The organism is Herbiconiux oxytropis (genome assembly GCF_024979315.1).
Lineage (GTDB): Bacteria > Actinomycetota > Actinomycetes > Actinomycetales > Microbacteriaceae > Herbiconiux > Herbiconiux oxytropis.
Window position 1 is genome coordinate 73031 of the sequence record NZ_JANLCK010000006.1, and the last position, 16436, is coordinate 89466.

The 16436-nt window shown below is 70.3% G+C and carries 17 protein-coding genes; 13 read left to right on the forward strand and 4 right to left on the reverse strand.

Annotation, left to right across the window (positions count from 1 at the left end):
• The first annotated feature begins 60 nt into the window (after window positions 1-60).
• Window positions 61-636 carry a dihydrofolate reductase family protein gene (locus tag N1028_RS12075; protein ID WP_259529250.1) on the forward strand — a complete coding sequence of 192 codons (576 nt, stop codon included), beginning with the start codon at window positions 61-63 and terminating at the stop codon, window positions 634-636.
• Between the two features lie 87 nt (window positions 637-723).
• Here the strand turns inward: N1028_RS12075 and N1028_RS12080 are convergent, their stop codons facing one another.
• On the reverse strand, window positions 724-2352 hold the full coding sequence (locus N1028_RS12080) for a thiamine pyrophosphate-binding protein (protein ID WP_259529252.1): 1629 nt from the start codon (window positions 2350-2352) through the stop codon (window positions 724-726).
• 3 nt (window positions 2353-2355) lie between these two features.
• Window positions 2356-3138: a cyclase family protein gene (locus tag N1028_RS12085; protein ID WP_259529255.1), complete on the reverse strand. Its 783-nt coding sequence runs from the start codon at window positions 3136-3138 to the stop codon at window positions 2356-2358.
• 181 nt (window positions 3139-3319) lie between these two features.
• On the opposite strand from N1028_RS12085, the gene N1028_RS12090 reads away from it, so the two are divergent.
• The 7 genes from N1028_RS12090 (at window position 3320) to N1028_RS12120 (ending at window position 10844) form a co-directional block, all read left to right on the forward strand.
• A complete protein-coding gene (locus tag N1028_RS12090) occupies window positions 3320-4534 on the forward strand; it encodes an ABC transporter substrate-binding protein (protein WP_259529258.1) in 1215 nt (404 codons plus the stop codon).
• Complete coding sequence (locus tag N1028_RS12095) at window positions 4527-5324, forward strand: ABC transporter ATP-binding protein (protein ID WP_259529262.1); 798 nt, start codon at window positions 4527-4529, stop codon at window positions 5322-5324. Before N1028_RS12090 ends, N1028_RS12095 begins: the two co-directional genes overlap by 8 nt.
• A complete protein-coding gene (locus tag N1028_RS12100) occupies window positions 5317-6090 on the forward strand; it encodes an ABC transporter ATP-binding protein (protein WP_259529264.1) in 774 nt (257 codons plus the stop codon). Before N1028_RS12095 ends, N1028_RS12100 begins: the two co-directional genes overlap by 8 nt.
• The gene (locus N1028_RS12105) at window positions 6087-6971 is read left to right on the forward strand and encodes a branched-chain amino acid ABC transporter permease (protein ID WP_259529266.1); all 885 of its coding nucleotides are present in this window, start codon (window positions 6087-6089) and stop codon (window positions 6969-6971) included. The genes N1028_RS12100 and N1028_RS12105 overlap by 4 nt, the downstream gene beginning before the upstream one ends.
• Window positions 6968-8047, forward strand: a complete 1080-nt coding sequence (locus tag N1028_RS12110) for a branched-chain amino acid ABC transporter permease (protein ID WP_259529267.1) — start codon at window positions 6968-6970, stop codon at window positions 8045-8047. The genes N1028_RS12105 and N1028_RS12110 overlap by 4 nt, the downstream gene beginning before the upstream one ends.
• A gap of 83 nt (window positions 8048-8130) precedes the next feature.
• Window positions 8131-10404, forward strand: a complete 2274-nt coding sequence (locus tag N1028_RS12115; protein ID WP_259529268.1) for a bifunctional salicylyl-CoA 5-hydroxylase/oxidoreductase — start codon at window positions 8131-8133, stop codon at window positions 10402-10404.
• The gene (locus N1028_RS12120; RefSeq protein ID WP_259529270.1) at window positions 10401-10844 is read left to right on the forward strand and encodes a PaaI family thioesterase; all 444 of its coding nucleotides are present in this window, start codon (window positions 10401-10403) and stop codon (window positions 10842-10844) included. Before N1028_RS12115 ends, N1028_RS12120 begins: the two co-directional genes overlap by 4 nt.
• Before the next feature lie 113 nt (window positions 10845-10957).
• On the opposite strand, the gene N1028_RS12125 is transcribed toward N1028_RS12120, so the two are convergent.
• Window positions 10958-12550, reverse strand: a complete 1593-nt coding sequence (locus N1028_RS12125; RefSeq protein ID WP_259529273.1) for a phytoene desaturase family protein — start codon at window positions 12548-12550, stop codon at window positions 10958-10960.
• Between the two features lie 109 nt (window positions 12551-12659).
• Between N1028_RS12125 and N1028_RS12130 the strand changes: the two genes are divergently transcribed.
• The 5 genes from N1028_RS12130 to N1028_RS12150 all read left to right on the forward strand — a co-directional run bounded on the left by N1028_RS12130 (window position 12660) and on the right by N1028_RS12150 (window position 15647).
• Window positions 12660-13085: a cupin domain-containing protein gene (locus N1028_RS12130; RefSeq protein WP_259529276.1), complete on the forward strand. Its 426-nt coding sequence runs from the start codon at window positions 12660-12662 to the stop codon at window positions 13083-13085.
• Window positions 13082-13996, forward strand: a complete 915-nt coding sequence (locus tag N1028_RS12135) for an acyl-CoA thioesterase (RefSeq protein ID WP_259529277.1) — start codon at window positions 13082-13084, stop codon at window positions 13994-13996. The genes N1028_RS12130 and N1028_RS12135 overlap by 4 nt, the downstream gene beginning before the upstream one ends.
• A complete protein-coding gene (locus N1028_RS12140; protein WP_259529278.1) occupies window positions 13993-14421 on the forward strand; it encodes a RidA family protein in 429 nt (142 codons plus the stop codon). The genes N1028_RS12135 and N1028_RS12140 overlap by 4 nt, the downstream gene beginning before the upstream one ends.
• A 257-nt stretch (window positions 14422-14678) precedes the next feature.
• Complete coding sequence (locus N1028_RS12145) at window positions 14679-14927, forward strand: DUF4287 domain-containing protein (RefSeq protein WP_259529279.1); 249 nt, start codon at window positions 14679-14681, stop codon at window positions 14925-14927.
• 42 nt (window positions 14928-14969) lie between these two features.
• Complete coding sequence (locus tag N1028_RS12150; RefSeq protein ID WP_259529280.1) at window positions 14970-15647, forward strand: hypothetical protein; 678 nt, start codon at window positions 14970-14972, stop codon at window positions 15645-15647.
• Here the strand turns inward: N1028_RS12150 and N1028_RS12155 are convergent.
• Window positions 15628-16362 carry a DUF72 domain-containing protein gene (locus N1028_RS12155; RefSeq protein WP_259529285.1) on the reverse strand — a complete coding sequence of 245 codons (735 nt, stop codon included), beginning with the start codon at window positions 16360-16362 and terminating at the stop codon, window positions 15628-15630. The genes N1028_RS12150 and N1028_RS12155 overlap by 20 nt on opposite strands.
• Window positions 16363-16436 lie beyond the last annotated feature (74 nt).

Below are 16436 nucleotides of genomic sequence, written 5' to 3' on the forward strand. Positions count from 1 at the left end.
TAGCCAAACCACGACTGCTGTTGTAGTTTAACTACGACAAATGTCGTGATTGGAGAGATCGTGCGAGAACTGATCTATTACGTCGCCGTCAGCATCGACGGGTATATCGCCGACCCGACGGGTGGGTTCGACGCGTTCCTTGTCGAAGGCGACCATTCGTCGGTGGTGTTCGGCGAGTACGCAGATGCGTTGCCCGCGCATGCACATGCAGCGCTGGGCATCGAACCGCCAAGAAAGCGATTCGACACGGTGATCATGGGGTGGAAGACACTCAGACCCGCACTCGATATGGGCATCACCAGCCCCTACCCTCACCTGCGTCAGATCGTCGCGAGTCGCCACTCACGCGACGTCGACCCGGCGATCATCCTCACTGACGATCCGCGCGCCACGGTCCGCAGCCTGAAGCAAGAAGACGGTCTGGACGTCTGGCTCTGCGGTGGTGGCGAGCTTGCAGGCACGCTTCTGCCCGAGATCGATCGCCTCGTCATCAAACGCAACCCCGTCGTCTTCGGCTCTGGCATCTCCATGTTCGGCGGTGCCCCCTACGAGCTGTCCGCGTTCGCTCTGACCGAAACCCGCTCCTTCGAGTCGGGTGTCGTGATCGAGGAGTACGTCTCCCGTGGCAGAGCATGAGTATCGTGAACGGGCCATCGCGCGAAGGCCACCGCATGCGAACGCTCGAGCTCGCTCTCGAAGGCGTAGCAATCAGTCGCCGGACAGCTAGTGGCCTTTGAAGGCCTCGTGCAGCCACCAGGAGCCGCCGTCGGAGGCGATCTTCGCGTCGATCACCAGGGGCGCCGTGGGTGAGGATGCGAGCCAATCGGTCACGCCCGCCAGGTCGGCGGGGCTCCGCACCGTGAGGGCGGCCGCCCCGTAGCCGCGCGCGATCGAGGCGATGTCGGTCTCCGGGAACGTGACGGTCGAGAGGTCCGTGCCCTCGCCGAAGTGGTGCACCTCCGCGCCGTAGGCGGCGTCGTTGTAGACGACCACCACGAGCGGCAGCCCGATCCGCACGGCCGTCTCGAGCTCCGCGATGGCCATCAGGAACCCGCCGTCTCCCGTGCCGAGCACGGGCAGCCGCGACGGCTGCGCGAGCGCGGCGCCGATGGCGGTGGCGAGCCCGAGGCCGATCGACTGGAAGGCCTGCGTGAAGCAGAAGCCCCGCTCGTCCGGCACCGCGAGGTAGGCGCTCGGGTAGCCCATGAAGTTGCCCGAGTCGATCGACACGATCCGTTCGGCGGGCAGCAGCCGGTCGAGCTCCTTCGAGAGCTCACGCGGGTCGATCGCCGTGGCGGTCGAGACGTCCGGCGTCTCCTCGTCGTTCCAGCGCACCGAGCCCTCGAGCGGCGCCGAGCGGTAGCCGGCGCCCTCGCGCGGCGACGCCTCGAGCGCCGCGAGCACGTCGACGGCGGTGAGAGCGGAGTCGCCCACCACGCCGAGGTCGATCGGGCGATTGGCGCCGAGGGCCCGGCCCTCGACATCCACCTGCACGACGGTCGCGTCGGGGCCGATGAGGTTGCCGTGCCGCATGGTCCACATGTTGAGCGCGCAGCCCCAGCCCACCACGAGGTCGGCGGAGGAGATGAGCTCGGCCGTGCGGGGCGACGAGAAACCGCCCGAGATGCCGAGCGCGAACGGCTGGCCCTGGAAGAGTCCGTTGGCCACGGCCGAGGTGGCCAGAAGGGCTCCGGATGCCTCGGCGAGGGCCACGAGCTCGGGCCCCGCACCACGGGCTCCGCGGCCGGCCACGAACACCGGGCGGGAGGCGGCGCGGATGGCGGCGGCGAGCTCCTCGACGGCTGCGGCCGACGGGCGGATCGGCGTGTCGGCCAGCACCGAGAGGTCGTCCGGCAGAGCGGGAGCGGCGGCGGCCTGCACGTCGAGGGGCAGGCTGATCACGACCGTGCGGCGCTCGTTGACGGCCGTGCGGTAGGCCCGCACGACATCCGCGAGCGCCGTGCCCGCCGAGTGCACGCGCTCGGCGACGGCGCCGAGACTGCGGGCCAGCGCATCCTGATCGATCTTGAAGTTCGAGGTGACCGAGCCGTTCGCCACGTCGGCCGTGAGCACGATCATCGGCGTGCGGCTCTTGGCCGCCTCGCCGATGCCCGTGGCCGCGTTGGTGAGGCCGCAGCCCTGGTGCGTGGTGAGCACGGCGGGCAGGTCGCTCATGCGGGAGAAGGCGTCGGCCATCGTGGCCGCACCGCCCTCGTGCCGGGCCGTGGTGACCGGCACGCCGGCGGCCGCGAGCGCGTTGGTGACCTCGAAGTTGCCACTGCCGACCACGGTGAAGACGTGGCCGACACCGAGCCGGCCGAGGGCGGTTCCGACGAGTTCTGCGACGTTCACGACTCAGGCGCCGGTGATCGCGAACACGCGGGTGGGGCTGCCCGTGCCGCCGACGATCGGCAGCGGGCTGACCACGATCATGGCGCCGGTGGCGGGGAGGTCGCCGAGGTTCTGGAGCGATGTGAGGCCGTACTTGTCGGCGCCGAGCAGGTAGTAGTGGGCCGGGAACGCCGGGTCCATGCCGCCGGCCGAGCCGGCGTCGATGCCCACGGTCTCCACGCCGAAGCCCGAGATCGGGCGCTCCTCGGCGAGCCACTGGGCGCAGGCGGCCGAGATGCCCGGGGTGTGCGGGCCGTTCTCGTCGGCGTTGAGGAACGCGTCCTGGTCGTCCGAGAACTTCTCCCAGCCGGTGCGGAGGAGGAGCCAGCTGTTCGCGGGGAGCTCGCCGTGCTCGGCCTCCCAGGCCAGGATGTCGTCGACCTCGAGCAGGAAGTCGGCGTCGGCCTCCACCTCGGCGGTCTTGTCGATCACACAGGCCGGGCCGATCAGGCGCTCGGGCAGGATCTCGGAGACGTCGAGGCCCTCGCGGCCCGAGGCCCAGTGCACCGGGGCGTCGATGTGCGTGCCGATGTGCTCGCCGGTGTGGATGTTGTGGTGCTTCCAGTACGGGCCGGGCTCGTTGTAGGCGCTGACCTCTTCGAGGCTGAAGTCGATCAGATTGGCGAACGGATCCGGCAGGCGGAGGGTTGGGGTGGTGCTGCTCAGCCTGTTCGTCAGGTCGACGACCTTCAGTGAGCCTCCGGTGATCCCGGAGAGGAATTCTGCGATGACATTCGATCCGCTCACGATTCTCCAATCAGATGTGTGACCCGACTCTAGCGCCCACCGTCCGAATCTGGCACCCTCAACTAACGATCGTCATGCGGCTGTAATTCTCCGGAAACGAAAGCACCGTAGCTTGAGTCTCCAGACAGCACCGCAACGCACCGCACAGCAACGCACCCGTATCCCTACCCGGAGGTCCGTCATGAAACCCATCGTCGCCCGAAGCGGAGCCGCCGTCGCGGTCGCCGCGTCGTTCGTGCTCCTCGCCGGCTGCGTCAGCAGCGCCCCGGCCGAGTCCGACTCCACCTCGTCCGCCGCCGGTGAGGGCGGGGGTCTCACCATCGGCGTCGTCATGGCCGAGACCGGCTTCATGTCGCCGTTCGACATCCCCGCGCTCAACACCATCAAGATGGAGGTCGACGCGGTCAACGAGGCCGGGGGCATCGACGGAGCGCCGATCGAGCTCAACATCGTCGACACCGGCTCGGACCTCGACCAGTACGCCTCGGCGGCCCAGGAGGTCATCGACGCGGGCGCCGACGTCATCGTCGTGACCTGCGACTACGACGTCGCGAGCCCCGCCTCCCTCGTGGCCGAGGCCGCGGGCATCCTCAACATCGCCCCGTGCGTGGGTGACACCATCTACGGCCCCGCGGGCGGCCTCGAGCTCGGCTTCTCGATGGGCAACGGCACCCCCGGCGAGTCGTCGGTGATGGCCGAGTTCGCCGTCGACGAGGGCTGGAAGAACGCCGTGTTCCTCACCGACACCTCGATCAAGTACACGGTCGGCCAGTGCGACGTGGCCCAGAAGCGCTTCGAGGAGCTCGGCGGCACCACGGTCGGCACCTACGACTACGTGCAGGGCGAGTCGATCGTCGAGACCGTCTCCCAGATCACCGCGGGCACCGCGCCCGACGTGGTGTTCAACTGCGGCTACAGCCCGGGCGGCGCCCAGGCGGCCAAGGATCTCCGCGACAACGGCGTGACCGCCCCGATCGTCTCGGGGTTCGGCATGGACGGCACCTTCTGGCTCGACTCCGTTCCCGGGCTGAGCGACTACTACACCGTGACCTACTCCTCCATCATGGGCGACGACCCCAACGCGGCGGTCAACGAGCTGGCCGACGGCTACGAGGCCGAGTACGGTGAGCGCCCGAGCGTGGGCAGCTTCGTGACCGGCACGTCGACCGTGCAGGCGCTCGTCGCGGCTCACGAGACCGCGGGTTCGTGGGACGGCAAGGCCCTCGCCGACGCCTTCCTCGCCTTCGACGGCGAAGACCTCCTGGTGGGGCCGACGAGCTTCACCGATGAGCTGCACATCAACGTCGAGCGCCCCCAGCGCGTGATGAAGATCACCGGCGGCGAGCTCGCGTTCCTCGAGGAGCGGGCGCCCGAGAAGGTCGTCTTCGTTGACTGACAGCTCCACCCCGCAGGGGTCGCCCTCTTCGCAGCCAGGGCCTTCGGGCACCCTGGCCGCGGAGGGGGTGACCCGGCACTTCGCCGGGGTCAAGGCCCTGAGCGACGTGCACCTCGAGGTGCCGGCCGGGCGCATCACGGGCCTGATCGGCCCGAACGGCGCCGGCAAGTCGACCCTCGTGAACATCCTGAGCGGCTACGACCGGCCCGACGAGGGCCGGGTGCTCCTCGGCGGCGTCGACCGCACCCGGGAGCGCTCCTACCGGCGCACCCGCCGCGGGGTCGCGCGCACCTTCCAGCACGGTCACATCTTCAAGGAGCAGACCATCCTCGAGAACGTGCAGCTCGGCGCCCTGGGCGTCGGCCGCAGCTCCCGGGCCGCCCGGCGGGAGGCGATCGAGATCCTCGACCGCTTCGACCTGCTCGAGCACGCCGGCGAGAGCGCCGCGCACCTCCCGCACGGCGTCGAGCGCCGGCTCGGGGTGGCCAGAGCCCTCGCCACGCGCCCCACCCACCTGCTGCTCGACGAGCCGGCCGCCGGACTCAATGACGGCGAGATGGAGCTGTTCAAGAGCGCCATCCGCTCGGTCGTCGACGACCTCGACGTGGGCGTGCTGCTCATCGACCACAACATGCGGCTGATCTTCGGCGCCTGCGACCACATCCACGTGCTCGCCGCGGGCGCCAACGTGGTCGACGGGCCGCCCGAGACGGTGCGCGCCGACCCGCGCCTGGCCGAGTCCTATCTCGGCAGCATGGCCGCCACGATCGCGGGAGGCGACGATGCCTGACACCCCTGTGAACGGTGAGACACCTCAGAACGCTGCGTCCGCATCCGCCCGCCCCGAGCCCATCCTCGACGTGCAGAACCTCTCGGTGGCCTACGGCGGCGTCACCGCGGTGGCGGGCGTCTCGTTCCACGTCGGCCCCGGCGAGCTCGTGGGCGTCATCGGCCCGAACGGCGCCGGCAAGTCCTCCACCCTGCTCGCCCTCGCGGGGGCCGTGCGCGGCAAAGCGGATCGGCTGACCTTCGAGGGCACGTCCCTGCTCGGCCGCAAGCCCGAGCAGATCGCCCGCTCCGGCTTCGCCCTCGTGCCCGAGGGCCACCACATCTTCGGGGCCCTCTCGGTGAGCGACAACCTCCGCCTCGGCGAGGTCGCGCGGCGCGACAGAGCGGGCCTCGCCACCACGCGGGAGTGGGTGCTCGAGCTCTTCCCGATTCTGCGGGAGTTCCTCGGCCGGCCCGCCGGCCTGCTCTCCGGCGGGCAGCAGCAGCAGCTCGCCATCGCGCGCGCCCTGCTCTCCGAGCCCCGTCTGCTCGTGCTCGACGAGCCCTCGCTCGGCCTCTCGCCCACCGCGATCGACACCGTCTTCGAGGCCATCGCCGCAGTGCAGCAGGCCGGCACCGCCGTGCTGCTCGTGGAGCAGCGCGCGCAGCAGACGGTGGCCGCGGCCGCCCGCACCCATGTCCTCGGCGAAGGCAGGATCACGATGACCCTCGGCCCCGCCGACGCCACCGACGCCGAACTCCTCGCGAAGGCCTACCTCGGATCATGACCTCCTTCCTCCAGGCACTCATCGACGCCACCTCCGCGGGCGCCGTCTACGCGCTCGCGGCGCTCGGCATCGGCCTCGTCTTCGGCGTGCTGCGGCTCGCGAACTTCGCCTACGGCGAGATCATCACCGCCTCGGCCTACACGCTCATCATCGTCTGGCCGATGAACCCGGTGCTCGCCGTGCTGGGCGCCGCGGTGGTGGGCGTGGCCGTCGCGCTCGCCATGAACTACGCCGTGTTCTCCTGGCTGCGCTCGCAGTCGGCGGCCACGCTGCTCATCGCGAGCTTCGGCCTCAGCATCCTGCTGCAGCGCATCTACGAGGGCATCTTCGGCGCCAACGTGCTCTCGGCCTCCGTGGCGAGCGGGCTCTCGACCTCCGTGAACCTCGGCGGCGTGCGGCTCAACCTGCTCTCGGTCGTCACGATCGTGCTCGCCGCCATGCTCCTCGTGGGGGTGCAGCTCTTCCTCACCCGCACGAGCATCGGGCTGCAGGTGCAGGCCGCGTCGGCCGACTTCCGGATCGCGCGCCTGCTCGGTGTGCGCTCGGGTCTCGTGATCGCCGTCACCTTCGCCATCAGCGGCTTCATCGCCGCGGCCGTCGCCTTCGTGCTCACCGTGCAGTCGGGCACCGTGGGGCCCTCGTTCGGCGTGCAGCCCACGCTCTTCGGCCTCATCGGCGCCGTGATCGGCGGTCTTCGCAACCTCCGCGGCGCGGTCGTCGGCGGCTTCGTGGTGGGCGTGGCGCTCTCCCTCCTCACCAGCTGGCTGCCGCCGGAGATCAATCCGTTCCGCACGGCCTTCGTCTACCTCCTCGTCATCGCCGTGCTCGTGCTGCGGCCGAACGGCCTGTTCTCCGCAGGCGCCGGAAAGGTGCGCACATGATGCGTCGCGACCGCAAGGCCCAGGGCCTCGTGCCCGTTCCCGAGTGGGTGGGCGACGCCTGGACGATCGCCGCGCCGCTCGGCCTGCTCTACCTCGTCACCGCCCTCGCGAGCGGCGTCTCCTCCTCGGCCAGGGTCGACCTCGGCTACATGCTGGTCAACCTCGTGATCGTGGTGGGCCTGTCGATCTTCGTGAGCAACAGCGGCGTGCTGTCGTTCGGGCACCTCGCCTTCGTGGCGATCGGTGCGTGGACGATGTCGCTCCTCACCATCCCCGTGAACATGAAGGACTCGATCATGCCGGCGCTCCTGCCGGTGCTCCGCGACGCGTCGCTCCCGCCGCTCGTGGCGGTGCTCGTGGCCGCGGTCGTCGGCGGCGTCGTGGCGCTCCTCGCCGGGGCCGCCCTCATGCGGCTGCACGGGCTCGAGGCCGGCATCGCGACCTTCGCGCTGCTCATGCTCGTGGTGCAGGTGCTCACCTACTCCACGGCCCTCGGCCCGCGCTCGGGCCAATCCATGGTCGGCATCCCGCAGTCCCTCGACCTGCAGAGCATGCTCGTGATCGCACTCCTCATGGTGGTGGTGGCCTGGTTCTACAGCCGCTCCCGCAGTGCTCGACTGCTCCGCGCATCCCGCGACGACATCACCGCGGCCCCGGCCTCGGGCATCCACGTGACCAAGCACCGGATCATCGCGTTCGCGATCTCGGGAGCCGTCGCCGCGGTCGGCGGGGCGCTCTGGGCGCAGACGAACCGGGTGGTTCAGGCCTCGCAGTTCAACCTCGACTTCACCTTCACCACGATCGCGATGCTCGTGATCGGCGGCATGTTCTCGCTCTGGGGAGCCGTGGTGGGCGTGATCGTGGTGTCGGTGCTCAACCACGTGCTGGGGCTCCTGGAATCGGGTCTCCAGCTCGGCGGCGTGATCGTGTCGCTGCCCTCGGGCAGTCGGCTGATCATCGTGGGCCTCGTGCTGATCGTCGTGCTGATCCTCCGCCCGGGCGGTCTCACCGGCGGGCGCGAGGCGAGGTGGCCGCTCCGGCCGAAGCTCGCCCTGGGACTCTCCCGCAACTCCTAATTCGTAAATCGTGACGATCGTCACTTCCGAGTAATATAAAACTCGTATCCCACTCGACTCGACGGAACGGAAAGCACCCCACGATGAAAATCGCATGCATCGGTGGAGGCCCCGGCGGCCTGTACAGCGCCATCCTGCTCAAGCTCGCCGATCCCGCCCACGAGGTGACGGTCTACGAGCGCAACGCCGTCGACGAGACCTTCGGCTTCGGCGTCGTGTTCTCGGAGGAGACCCTCGACGGCCTCCGCGCGGCCGATCCGGTGAGCTTCGAGCGCATCGAGAAGCTCTGGCGCAAGTGGAGCGCCATGGACGTCGACTTCCTCGGCTACCAGGAGCGCAGCGACGGCCACGCCTTCGCGGCCCTCGCCCGCAAGGACCTGCTGATGGTGCTCGCCGACCGCGCCGCCGAGCTCGGCGTCGAGCTCGTGCACAACACGGATGCGCCGCTCGCCGAGGAGCTGCGGCTCACCCACGACCTCGTGATCGCCTCCGACGGCGTCAACAGCCGCACCCGCGAGACCTACGCGGCTGAGTTCGGCGAGAAGGTCGAGGTGCGACCCTTCAAGTACGCCTGGTTCGGCACCGACCGGCCGATCGAGTGCTTCACGTTCGTGTTCGTCAACACGCCCTACGGCATGTTCTGGGCCCACATCTACCCGTTCGGTGAGAACGGATCGACCTTCCTCGTCGAGACCGATCCCGAGACCTGGCACCGCGCCGGGCTCGACGACTCGGTGCGGGTGCCGGGGCAGACCGACGAGAAGGCCCTGAAGTTCTGCGAGGAGATCTTCGCGGAGTACCTGCAGGGCCATGCGCTGCAGGGCAACAACTCCAACTGGCTGAACTTCCGCGACGTCACGAACGAGCACTGGCACACCGGCAACGTCGTGATCATCGGCGACGCAGCGCACACCGCCCACTTCTCCATCGGCTCCGGCACCAAGCAGGCGCTCGAAGACGCGGTGGCGCTCGTGGGCGCGGTCGCGGGGGAGCCCACCGTCGAAGACGCGCTCCTGCGCTACGAGGAGATCCGCCGGCCCGTCGCCGCGTCGCTCCGGCGCTCGGCCATGACGAGCCTCGAGTGGTTCGAGAGCATCCACCGCTACACCGTGCTGCCGCCCGCGCAGTTCGTGTTCCAGCTGCTCACCCGCAGTCAGCGCATCACCTACGACAACCTGCGCGTGCGCGATCCGCTCTACATGGCCCGCGTCGACGACTGGTTCGCCGAGGATCAGGCCGCCCGCGGCACCGGCGCACCCTCGGGCACGCCGCCCATGTTCTTCCCCTACAAGCTGCGCGACCTCGAGCTGAAGAACCGCGTGGTGGTCTCGCCCACGGCGCAGTACTCGGCCGTCGACGGCGTGCCCACCGACTGGCACCTCGTGCATCTCGGCTCCCGCGCCGTGGGTGGCGCCGGGCTCGTCTTCACCGAGATGACCTGCGTGTCGCCCGAGGGCCGCATCACCCCCGGCTGCCCCGGCATCTACGACGACGAGCAGGAGCAGGCGTGGGCGCGGGTCGTCGACTTCGTGCACTCCAACAGCTCGGCCGCCATCGGGCTGCAGATCGGCCACTCGGGCCGGAAGGGCAGCACCAAGCTCATGTGGGAGGGTATGGACGAGGCGCTCGACGAGGGCAACTGGCCCATCGTCGCCCCGTCGCCCATCCCGTACCTGGCCGACGGACAGGTGCCGCACGAGCTCACCGAGGCCGAGATCGCAGGGATCGTGGAGGAGCACGTGCAGGCCGCTCTCCGCGGGGCGAGGGCCGGCTTCGACATCCTCGAGCTGCACTTCGCGCACGGCTACCTCGTGTCGAGCTTCCTCTCTCCGCTGTCGAACAAGCGCACCGACGGCTACGGCGGCGACGCCGCGGGCCGCAGCCGGTTCGCGATCGAGGTGTTCGACGCCGTGCGCGCCGTGTGGCCGGAGTCCAAGCCCATCAGCGTGCGCATCAGCGCCACCGACTGGGTCGACGGCGGATTCTCGGGCGACGACGCGGTGGAGCTCTCGCGCGTGCTCAAGGAGCACGGCTGCGACATCATCGACGTCTCGACCGGGCAGACGAGCACCGAGGCGAAGCCCAACTACGGCCGGCTCTACCAGACGCCGTTCGCCGACCGGATCCGCCTCGAGGCCGGCATCCCGACCATGACGGTGGGGGCGGTGTCGTCGATCGACGACGTCAACACCATCCTCGTGGCCGGCCGTGCCGACCTCTGCCTGCTGTCGAGGCCGCACCTCGTCGACCCGTACTGGACGCTCAACGCCGCGCTCGACCTCGGCTACCGCGACAAGACCGTGCCCAAGCAGTACAAGTCGGGGCTGCGCGCACGCCGGCGGGCGCAGACGCCGTGAGCGCGGCAGGCGCCGGTCCGGGCCCGTCGGTGGGCCCGTCGGTGGGCCCGTTCTCGGAGTCGCCCTTCGATCAGCACTACGGTCTCGAGATCGTGTCGCTGGGGGAGGGCGTGGCCGAGGCGCGGCTCGAGACCGGGCCGCAGCACGCCCAGCCCACGGGCGTCGTGCACGGCGGGGTCTACTGCGCCATCGCCGAGGCGATCGCCTCCGAGGGCACGAACCACGCCGTGCGGCCGTCGGGGCGGGTGGGCATGGGGCTGTCGAACAGCACGAACTTCCTGCGCTCGGCGCCCGTGCCCGGAGTGCTCGTGGCGCGCGCCGAGGCGCTGCACCGGGGCCGCAGCACGTGGGTCTGGGACGTCACGATCGGCGACGAGGCTGGCGCCGTGCGCTACGCCGTGACGCGCATGGTGATCGCCGTGCGTGATCTCCCGGCCTAGCCGGCGGCCCCGCCGGCCGCGATCCCGTTCGAAACCGCAAACCTCCCGTCACCCGGCCGCTGTGAGGCGCCGGATGCCGGGAGGTTTGCGGTTCTGAACCGATCCGGGGCCGATCAGGCGCGGGGGCGGTGGGCCTTCGCGAGGGCGGTGGCCACCAGGTGGCCCGAGCCCGCGCCGAGGCCGGGGCCAGGATGCGACGAGGCGCCGAGGTGCCAGACGCCCTTCACGGAGGTCTTGTGGGTGCCGGCCGAGGGGAGGGGGCGCCAGAGCAGGTTCTGGTCGATCTCGGCGGAGCCCGCGTAGGGGTCGCCCGCGACGGCGTTGGGGTTGTAGGCCTCGAGGTCCTGCGGAGTGATGACCTCGGTGGCGAGGATCGAGTCGCGGAGGCCGGGCGCCACCGACTGCACGCGGTCGAGCACGCGGTCGACGTAGGCGCGCACGACGTCGGGCGACCAGCCGCCGTCGGCACCCGCGATGGTGCCGGACGCGTCGCCCTTCAGCTCGAACGGCACCTCCTGCAGCTGCAGCCACAGCGAGCCCTTGCCCTCGGGCACCCGTGTGGGGTCGAGCAGGTGCTGACGGCCGATCACCACCGTGGGGGCGCTCGGCAGGAGGCCCGCCTCGGCCTGGGCGCAGGCGACTCCGGTCGATCCGGAGCCGTCGCTGACGTGCACGAGCGGTGCTTCGTCGAGGCGCGCATCCGTGAAGGTCAGGGGTGCGTCGAGCGCGAGGTGCAGCTGCATGGCCGCGCGGCCGTAGCGGTAGCGGGCGGCCTCGCTGCGGGTGCGCGCGGGCACGGCTGCCGAGGGCAGGAGGTCGCGGTAGAGGGCGCCGGGGGTCGTGCCGGCCAGCACGGCGCGGCGGGCCAGGATGCGGCCGGAGCTCGTCTCGACGCCGGTGGCGCGGCCGTCGGCCACGATGATCTTCTCCACGCTCGTGCCCGTCACGATCTGCACGCCGTTCGCTTCGAGCACGCCACGGAAGGCCTTGACGAACTCGCCGGCGCCGCCCTTGACCACGGGCAGGCCGAAGCCGTGCATCGAGAGGGCCATGATGGCGAACATCATGCCTCCCGTCGCGCTGTCGGGCGAGAGCCCCGCGTGCAGCAGCCACGGTGCCCACAGGCGGTCGGCCTCGTCGCCCTTGAAGCGCTCTCGGGCGAACGAGCGGCCGCTCATCAGGGCGTCGCGGACGAGCGATTCGCTGCCCTTGAGCTTGAAGGTGCGCAGGGCCTTCGCGGCGAGGCCCACGGCGGCCGGCGTGCGGAGCTCGGAGCCGAGGGCGCCGAACACCACGGGGGCGCGGCCGCCCATCTGCTCGAGCATGAGGCCGTAGTTCTCGCGGTCGGAGGCGTGCTCGAAGGCAGCGGCGGTGGCCACGGGGTCGCGATGCGCCACGGCGGCTTGGCCGTCGGGGGAGATGCTGCCCGTGAGCGGGCCGTCGGTGTTGCAGTACTCCAGGCCCTGGGCGTGCAGGTCGGGGCCGAGGGCCGCGTAGGCGGCGCCCGAGACGAAGAGCGGATGCCACGACGAGTACGTGTCGTGCACGAAGCCGGGTTCGGTGAGCTCGCCCGAGGCGATGAAGCCGCCGATCTCGGGGTTCTTCTCCACCAGCGCCACCGACCAGCCGGCCTTGCCGAGCTCGGCTGCGGCCACGAGGGCGTTGATCCCGGATCCGATGATGACGGCGTCGACTGTGCGCTCCATGACTCGACGATACCGGGCATCCGGTCACGAATGGCACATTCATGTTACGAACGGAATAAAAGTGTGTGATTCGAGCGCTCTGGTGATAGCGTGCCGGTGGAGGTAGACCATGTCAGCAGAGATCGTCCCCGTCGTCACCCGCCGCGGTGAGGAGCACACCGAGACCGGCCAGTCCGGTGGAGCCGTCCGCGTCTCCGGAGTGAGCATCCAGCACACCCCCGCCACGAAGATCTGGTTCGGCCAGGTCAGCAACGAGCCGGGCTACCGGTCGTTCCCCCACCACCACGGCGAGGCCGAGACCGGCGGCTACGTGCTGCGCGGCTCCGCCCGCATCTACTTCGGCGAGGGCTTCTCGGAGTGGCTCGACATGAGCGAGGGCGACTGGGTCTTCGTGCCGCCGTTCATGCCGCACGTCGAGGCGAACATGTCGACCACCGAGGAGCTCGTGTGGCTGACCACCCGCACGCCCGAGAACATCGTGGTGAACCTCGACGACGTCGACGACTCGACGCTCGAGGGCTACCGGCGGGCATGAGCTCCGCACAGTCGCCGTCGGCAGCACCCTCGCTCGAGCCCACGTCGGCGCCGTTCCTCGCAGCGGTCGATCTGACGGATGCCGGTGGCGACGTGTTCACCGCGCGCACCCAGTACGTGCCGTGGCCCAAGGCCTACGGCGGGGACATGGTGGTGCAGGCGCTCGCCGCCGCCATCCGCACCACCGACTCCGACCGGCGGGTCAACTCGTTCCACGGTCACTTCCTGCGGCCCGTCGACGTCTCGAGCGAGGTCTCGTACGCCGTCGATCGTGTGCGGGACGGCCGCGGGTACTCCACCCGCACCGTCACCGGGCAGCAGAACGGCAAGTCGGCGTTCATCGCGACCGTGACCTTCCAGGTGCCGGAGGACGGGCCCGACCTGCAGATCGAGATGCCCACGTCGCTGCCCGCGCCTTCTTCGTTGCCGTCGTCGGCCGAGGCCGTCGCCGGGGTCGAGGGGCCGGCCGCGGCCTATTGGGCCTCCGGTCGGAGCTTCGACATGAGGCACGTGCCCTCGCCCGTCTACTTCGACGTCGACGGAGCCGCGGTGCCGCACCAGGCCGTGTGGGTGAGGGCGTTCGACGCCCTGCCCGACGACCTCGACGTGCACCGCACCGCGCTCGCCTACGTGTGCGACTACACGATCCTCGAGAGCGCCCTGCGCGCCACCTCGACCCCGTGGGCCGCCGCCGGGCTCGCGACCGCGAGCCTCGACCACGCCATGTGGTTCCACCGCGACGGCCGTGCCGACGAGTGGGTGCTCTACGCCCAGCAGCTGCAGTCGCTGCAGAGTTCGCGCGCTCTCGTGCACGGCTCCTTCTTCTCCATTGACGGGCGGCTGCTCGCCTCCGTCGCCCAGGAGGGCATGATCCGCCTTCCCTCCCCGACACCACCAGGAGCCTCGTCATGACCACGCCTGTGCGCGCCAAAGAAACCATCAACCCGCCGAGCCTGTCGAAGCCCTCGGGGTTCGCGCACGGCACGAAGGTGGGCGACACCGTCTACCTCGGCGGGCAGACCGCCATGGGGGCCGACGGCGCGATCGTGCCCGGCGGCATCGTGGAGCAGTTCCGGCAGGCGTTCTCGAACGTGCTCGCCACGCTCGAGCACGCCGGCGGGGTGCCATCGGATCTCGTCGACGTGACGATCTATCTGACCGACATCCCGGACTACCAGGCCCACGGGCGGGAGATCGGGCGCATCTGGCGGGAGCTCGCCGGGTCGGACTACCCGGCCATGGCGGGGATCGGGACGACCGGGCTGTGGCAGGCCGAGGCGCTCATCGAGATCAAGGGTGTTGCCGTGATCGGGTCTTCGGCGGCTGCTGCTTCTTAGCCCTCGGTATCGGGCTCGGGGCGGCGTGCCGCGGGGTGGATCTTCCTGTCGCGTTGCATCCCGCGTCCGCGTCGCGGACGCCCGCCAGTCCCGAGCCTGCAACGCGACAGGAAGACCCACCCCGCGGCACACCTCGGGTGCGCGGGCGTCAGGTTTGCTCGGGGGTAGCGCTTGTTGCGGTAAGCAGCTCGGTGTGGAGCGGGTGGCGCTACCCGGGTGGGGTGACGGTCGCGGGGGCTCTTGGCTAGCATGGCGGCATGAGTGAGCATCGGGTGGTGGCGCCGACGATCGTGGCGGGGGAGAAGGTCAAGGGGCCTGCCTCGTACTTTCCCAGCATCGAGAAGACGTATGGGCGGCCCGTGCAGGAGTGGCTCGATCTGGTGGCCGATCGGCTGGACACGGAGCGGCACATGGATGTCGTGGCCTGGCTGAAGACCGAGCACGGGCTGGGGCACGGGCACGCGAATGCGATCGTGGCCTACGTGAAGGCGAACCTTCCCAGCTGAGAGGTCGATCCCCGCGGGAAGATGCGCGGGCGGAGGTGATCGATGGACGCGGTGGAATGGGAGGCCGTCGTCCGGGGCGTGCTCCCCGGGCCGGCGTGGGCCTTTCGCGGCTCGTTGTGCTATTCGCTCCCCGTCGGCCGGGTGCTGTTCGGCGTGCGCATGGAGGCGACGCACGACCCGGAGACGATCCGCATCGCCCGGGTGTCGAGCCCGCTGTTCGTGCCGACCGATCGTATCGATCGCGGGATGCTCGTCACGGGCGCGACGGGCGAGGACATCTCGCTCATCAGTGACGACGTGCGAGCGATCGTGCGATCTGTCGTCACGATCGGGTACGACGAGCGCGAGGAGCTCGAGACGCTGATCAGCGAGGGTCTCGACACCCGCAGTCTGGAGCGCGCGGAGATCGCGGGCTACGCGCTCCTGCTGTCGGGTGACGCGCCGTCGGCGCTCCGCATCCTCCATCGAGTGGGGGAGCGCGCCGCCGACGACGCGGGACCGGCAGAATTGGCGCTCTGGACACGCGTCGGTGCGATCTGCGACCTGCTTCGGGCCGGTGGTTTCGCCGCCGCCAGGGAGCAGCTCGAGCGCTGGACGGATGTGTCGGTGCATGAGCTCGGGCTTGTGCGCGTGCACGGCGTCGCGGGGCGGGCGGGGCTGCCGACGATGCGGTCGCGAAGGGGGATCGGGTCTCTTCGTCCTAGTCGAGGTTCTCGGTGAGGTGCTGGAGGGTCCGGGCGTTCCGCACGGCGTGGCCGGCGCCGTCGTTGTTGAAGTAGACGAGCACGTCGTGGCCGGATGACTGCCACTCGCGGCAGCGGTCGGCCCACCAGGCGAGGTCGGCGTCGGAGTACGAGCCGGCGTAGAGGTGCTCGTGGTCGGGGCCGTGCATGCGCACGTAGACGGTCGGCGCGGTCGCGCGCAGGATGCAGGGCTGGCCGGCTCCGCTCATGACGCAGTAGGCGGCGCCGTGCCGCTCGAGCAGAGCGAACACCTCGTCGACGTGCCAGGAGTCGTGGCGGAACTCGACCGCGACCTGCAGCCACTCGGGCAGGGCGCCGAGGAAGTGGTCGAGGCGAGCGTCGTCGCGCGCGAGGTCCGGGGGCAGCTGCACGAGGAACATGCCGCGGCGGTCGCCCAGTTCGTGCAGTGAGCTCCGGATGCGTTCGACCCAGGCCTCGGGCTCGCGCAGGCGCTTCGCGTGGGTGAGTCCGCGCGGTGCCTTCACCGCCATCGTGAAACCCTCGGGCAGGCTCTCGCGCCAGGCGGCGAAGGCGCGATCGCCGGGCCAGCGGTAGAAGCTGCCGTTCAGTTCGACGGTGGGGAACTCCTGCACGTAGCGCTCGAGCCGGTGCTGACGGTCGTGCGGAGTCGTGTAGAGCACGTCGTTCCAGTGCGGGTAGCTCCAGCCCGAGGTGCCGATCCGGATGCTCATGGCGTCGACGCTACGCCTGCTCCCGGTAGAGCGCTGCAGCGCCCGAACCGGCTCGCTTCGGTGCGTACTGCTGC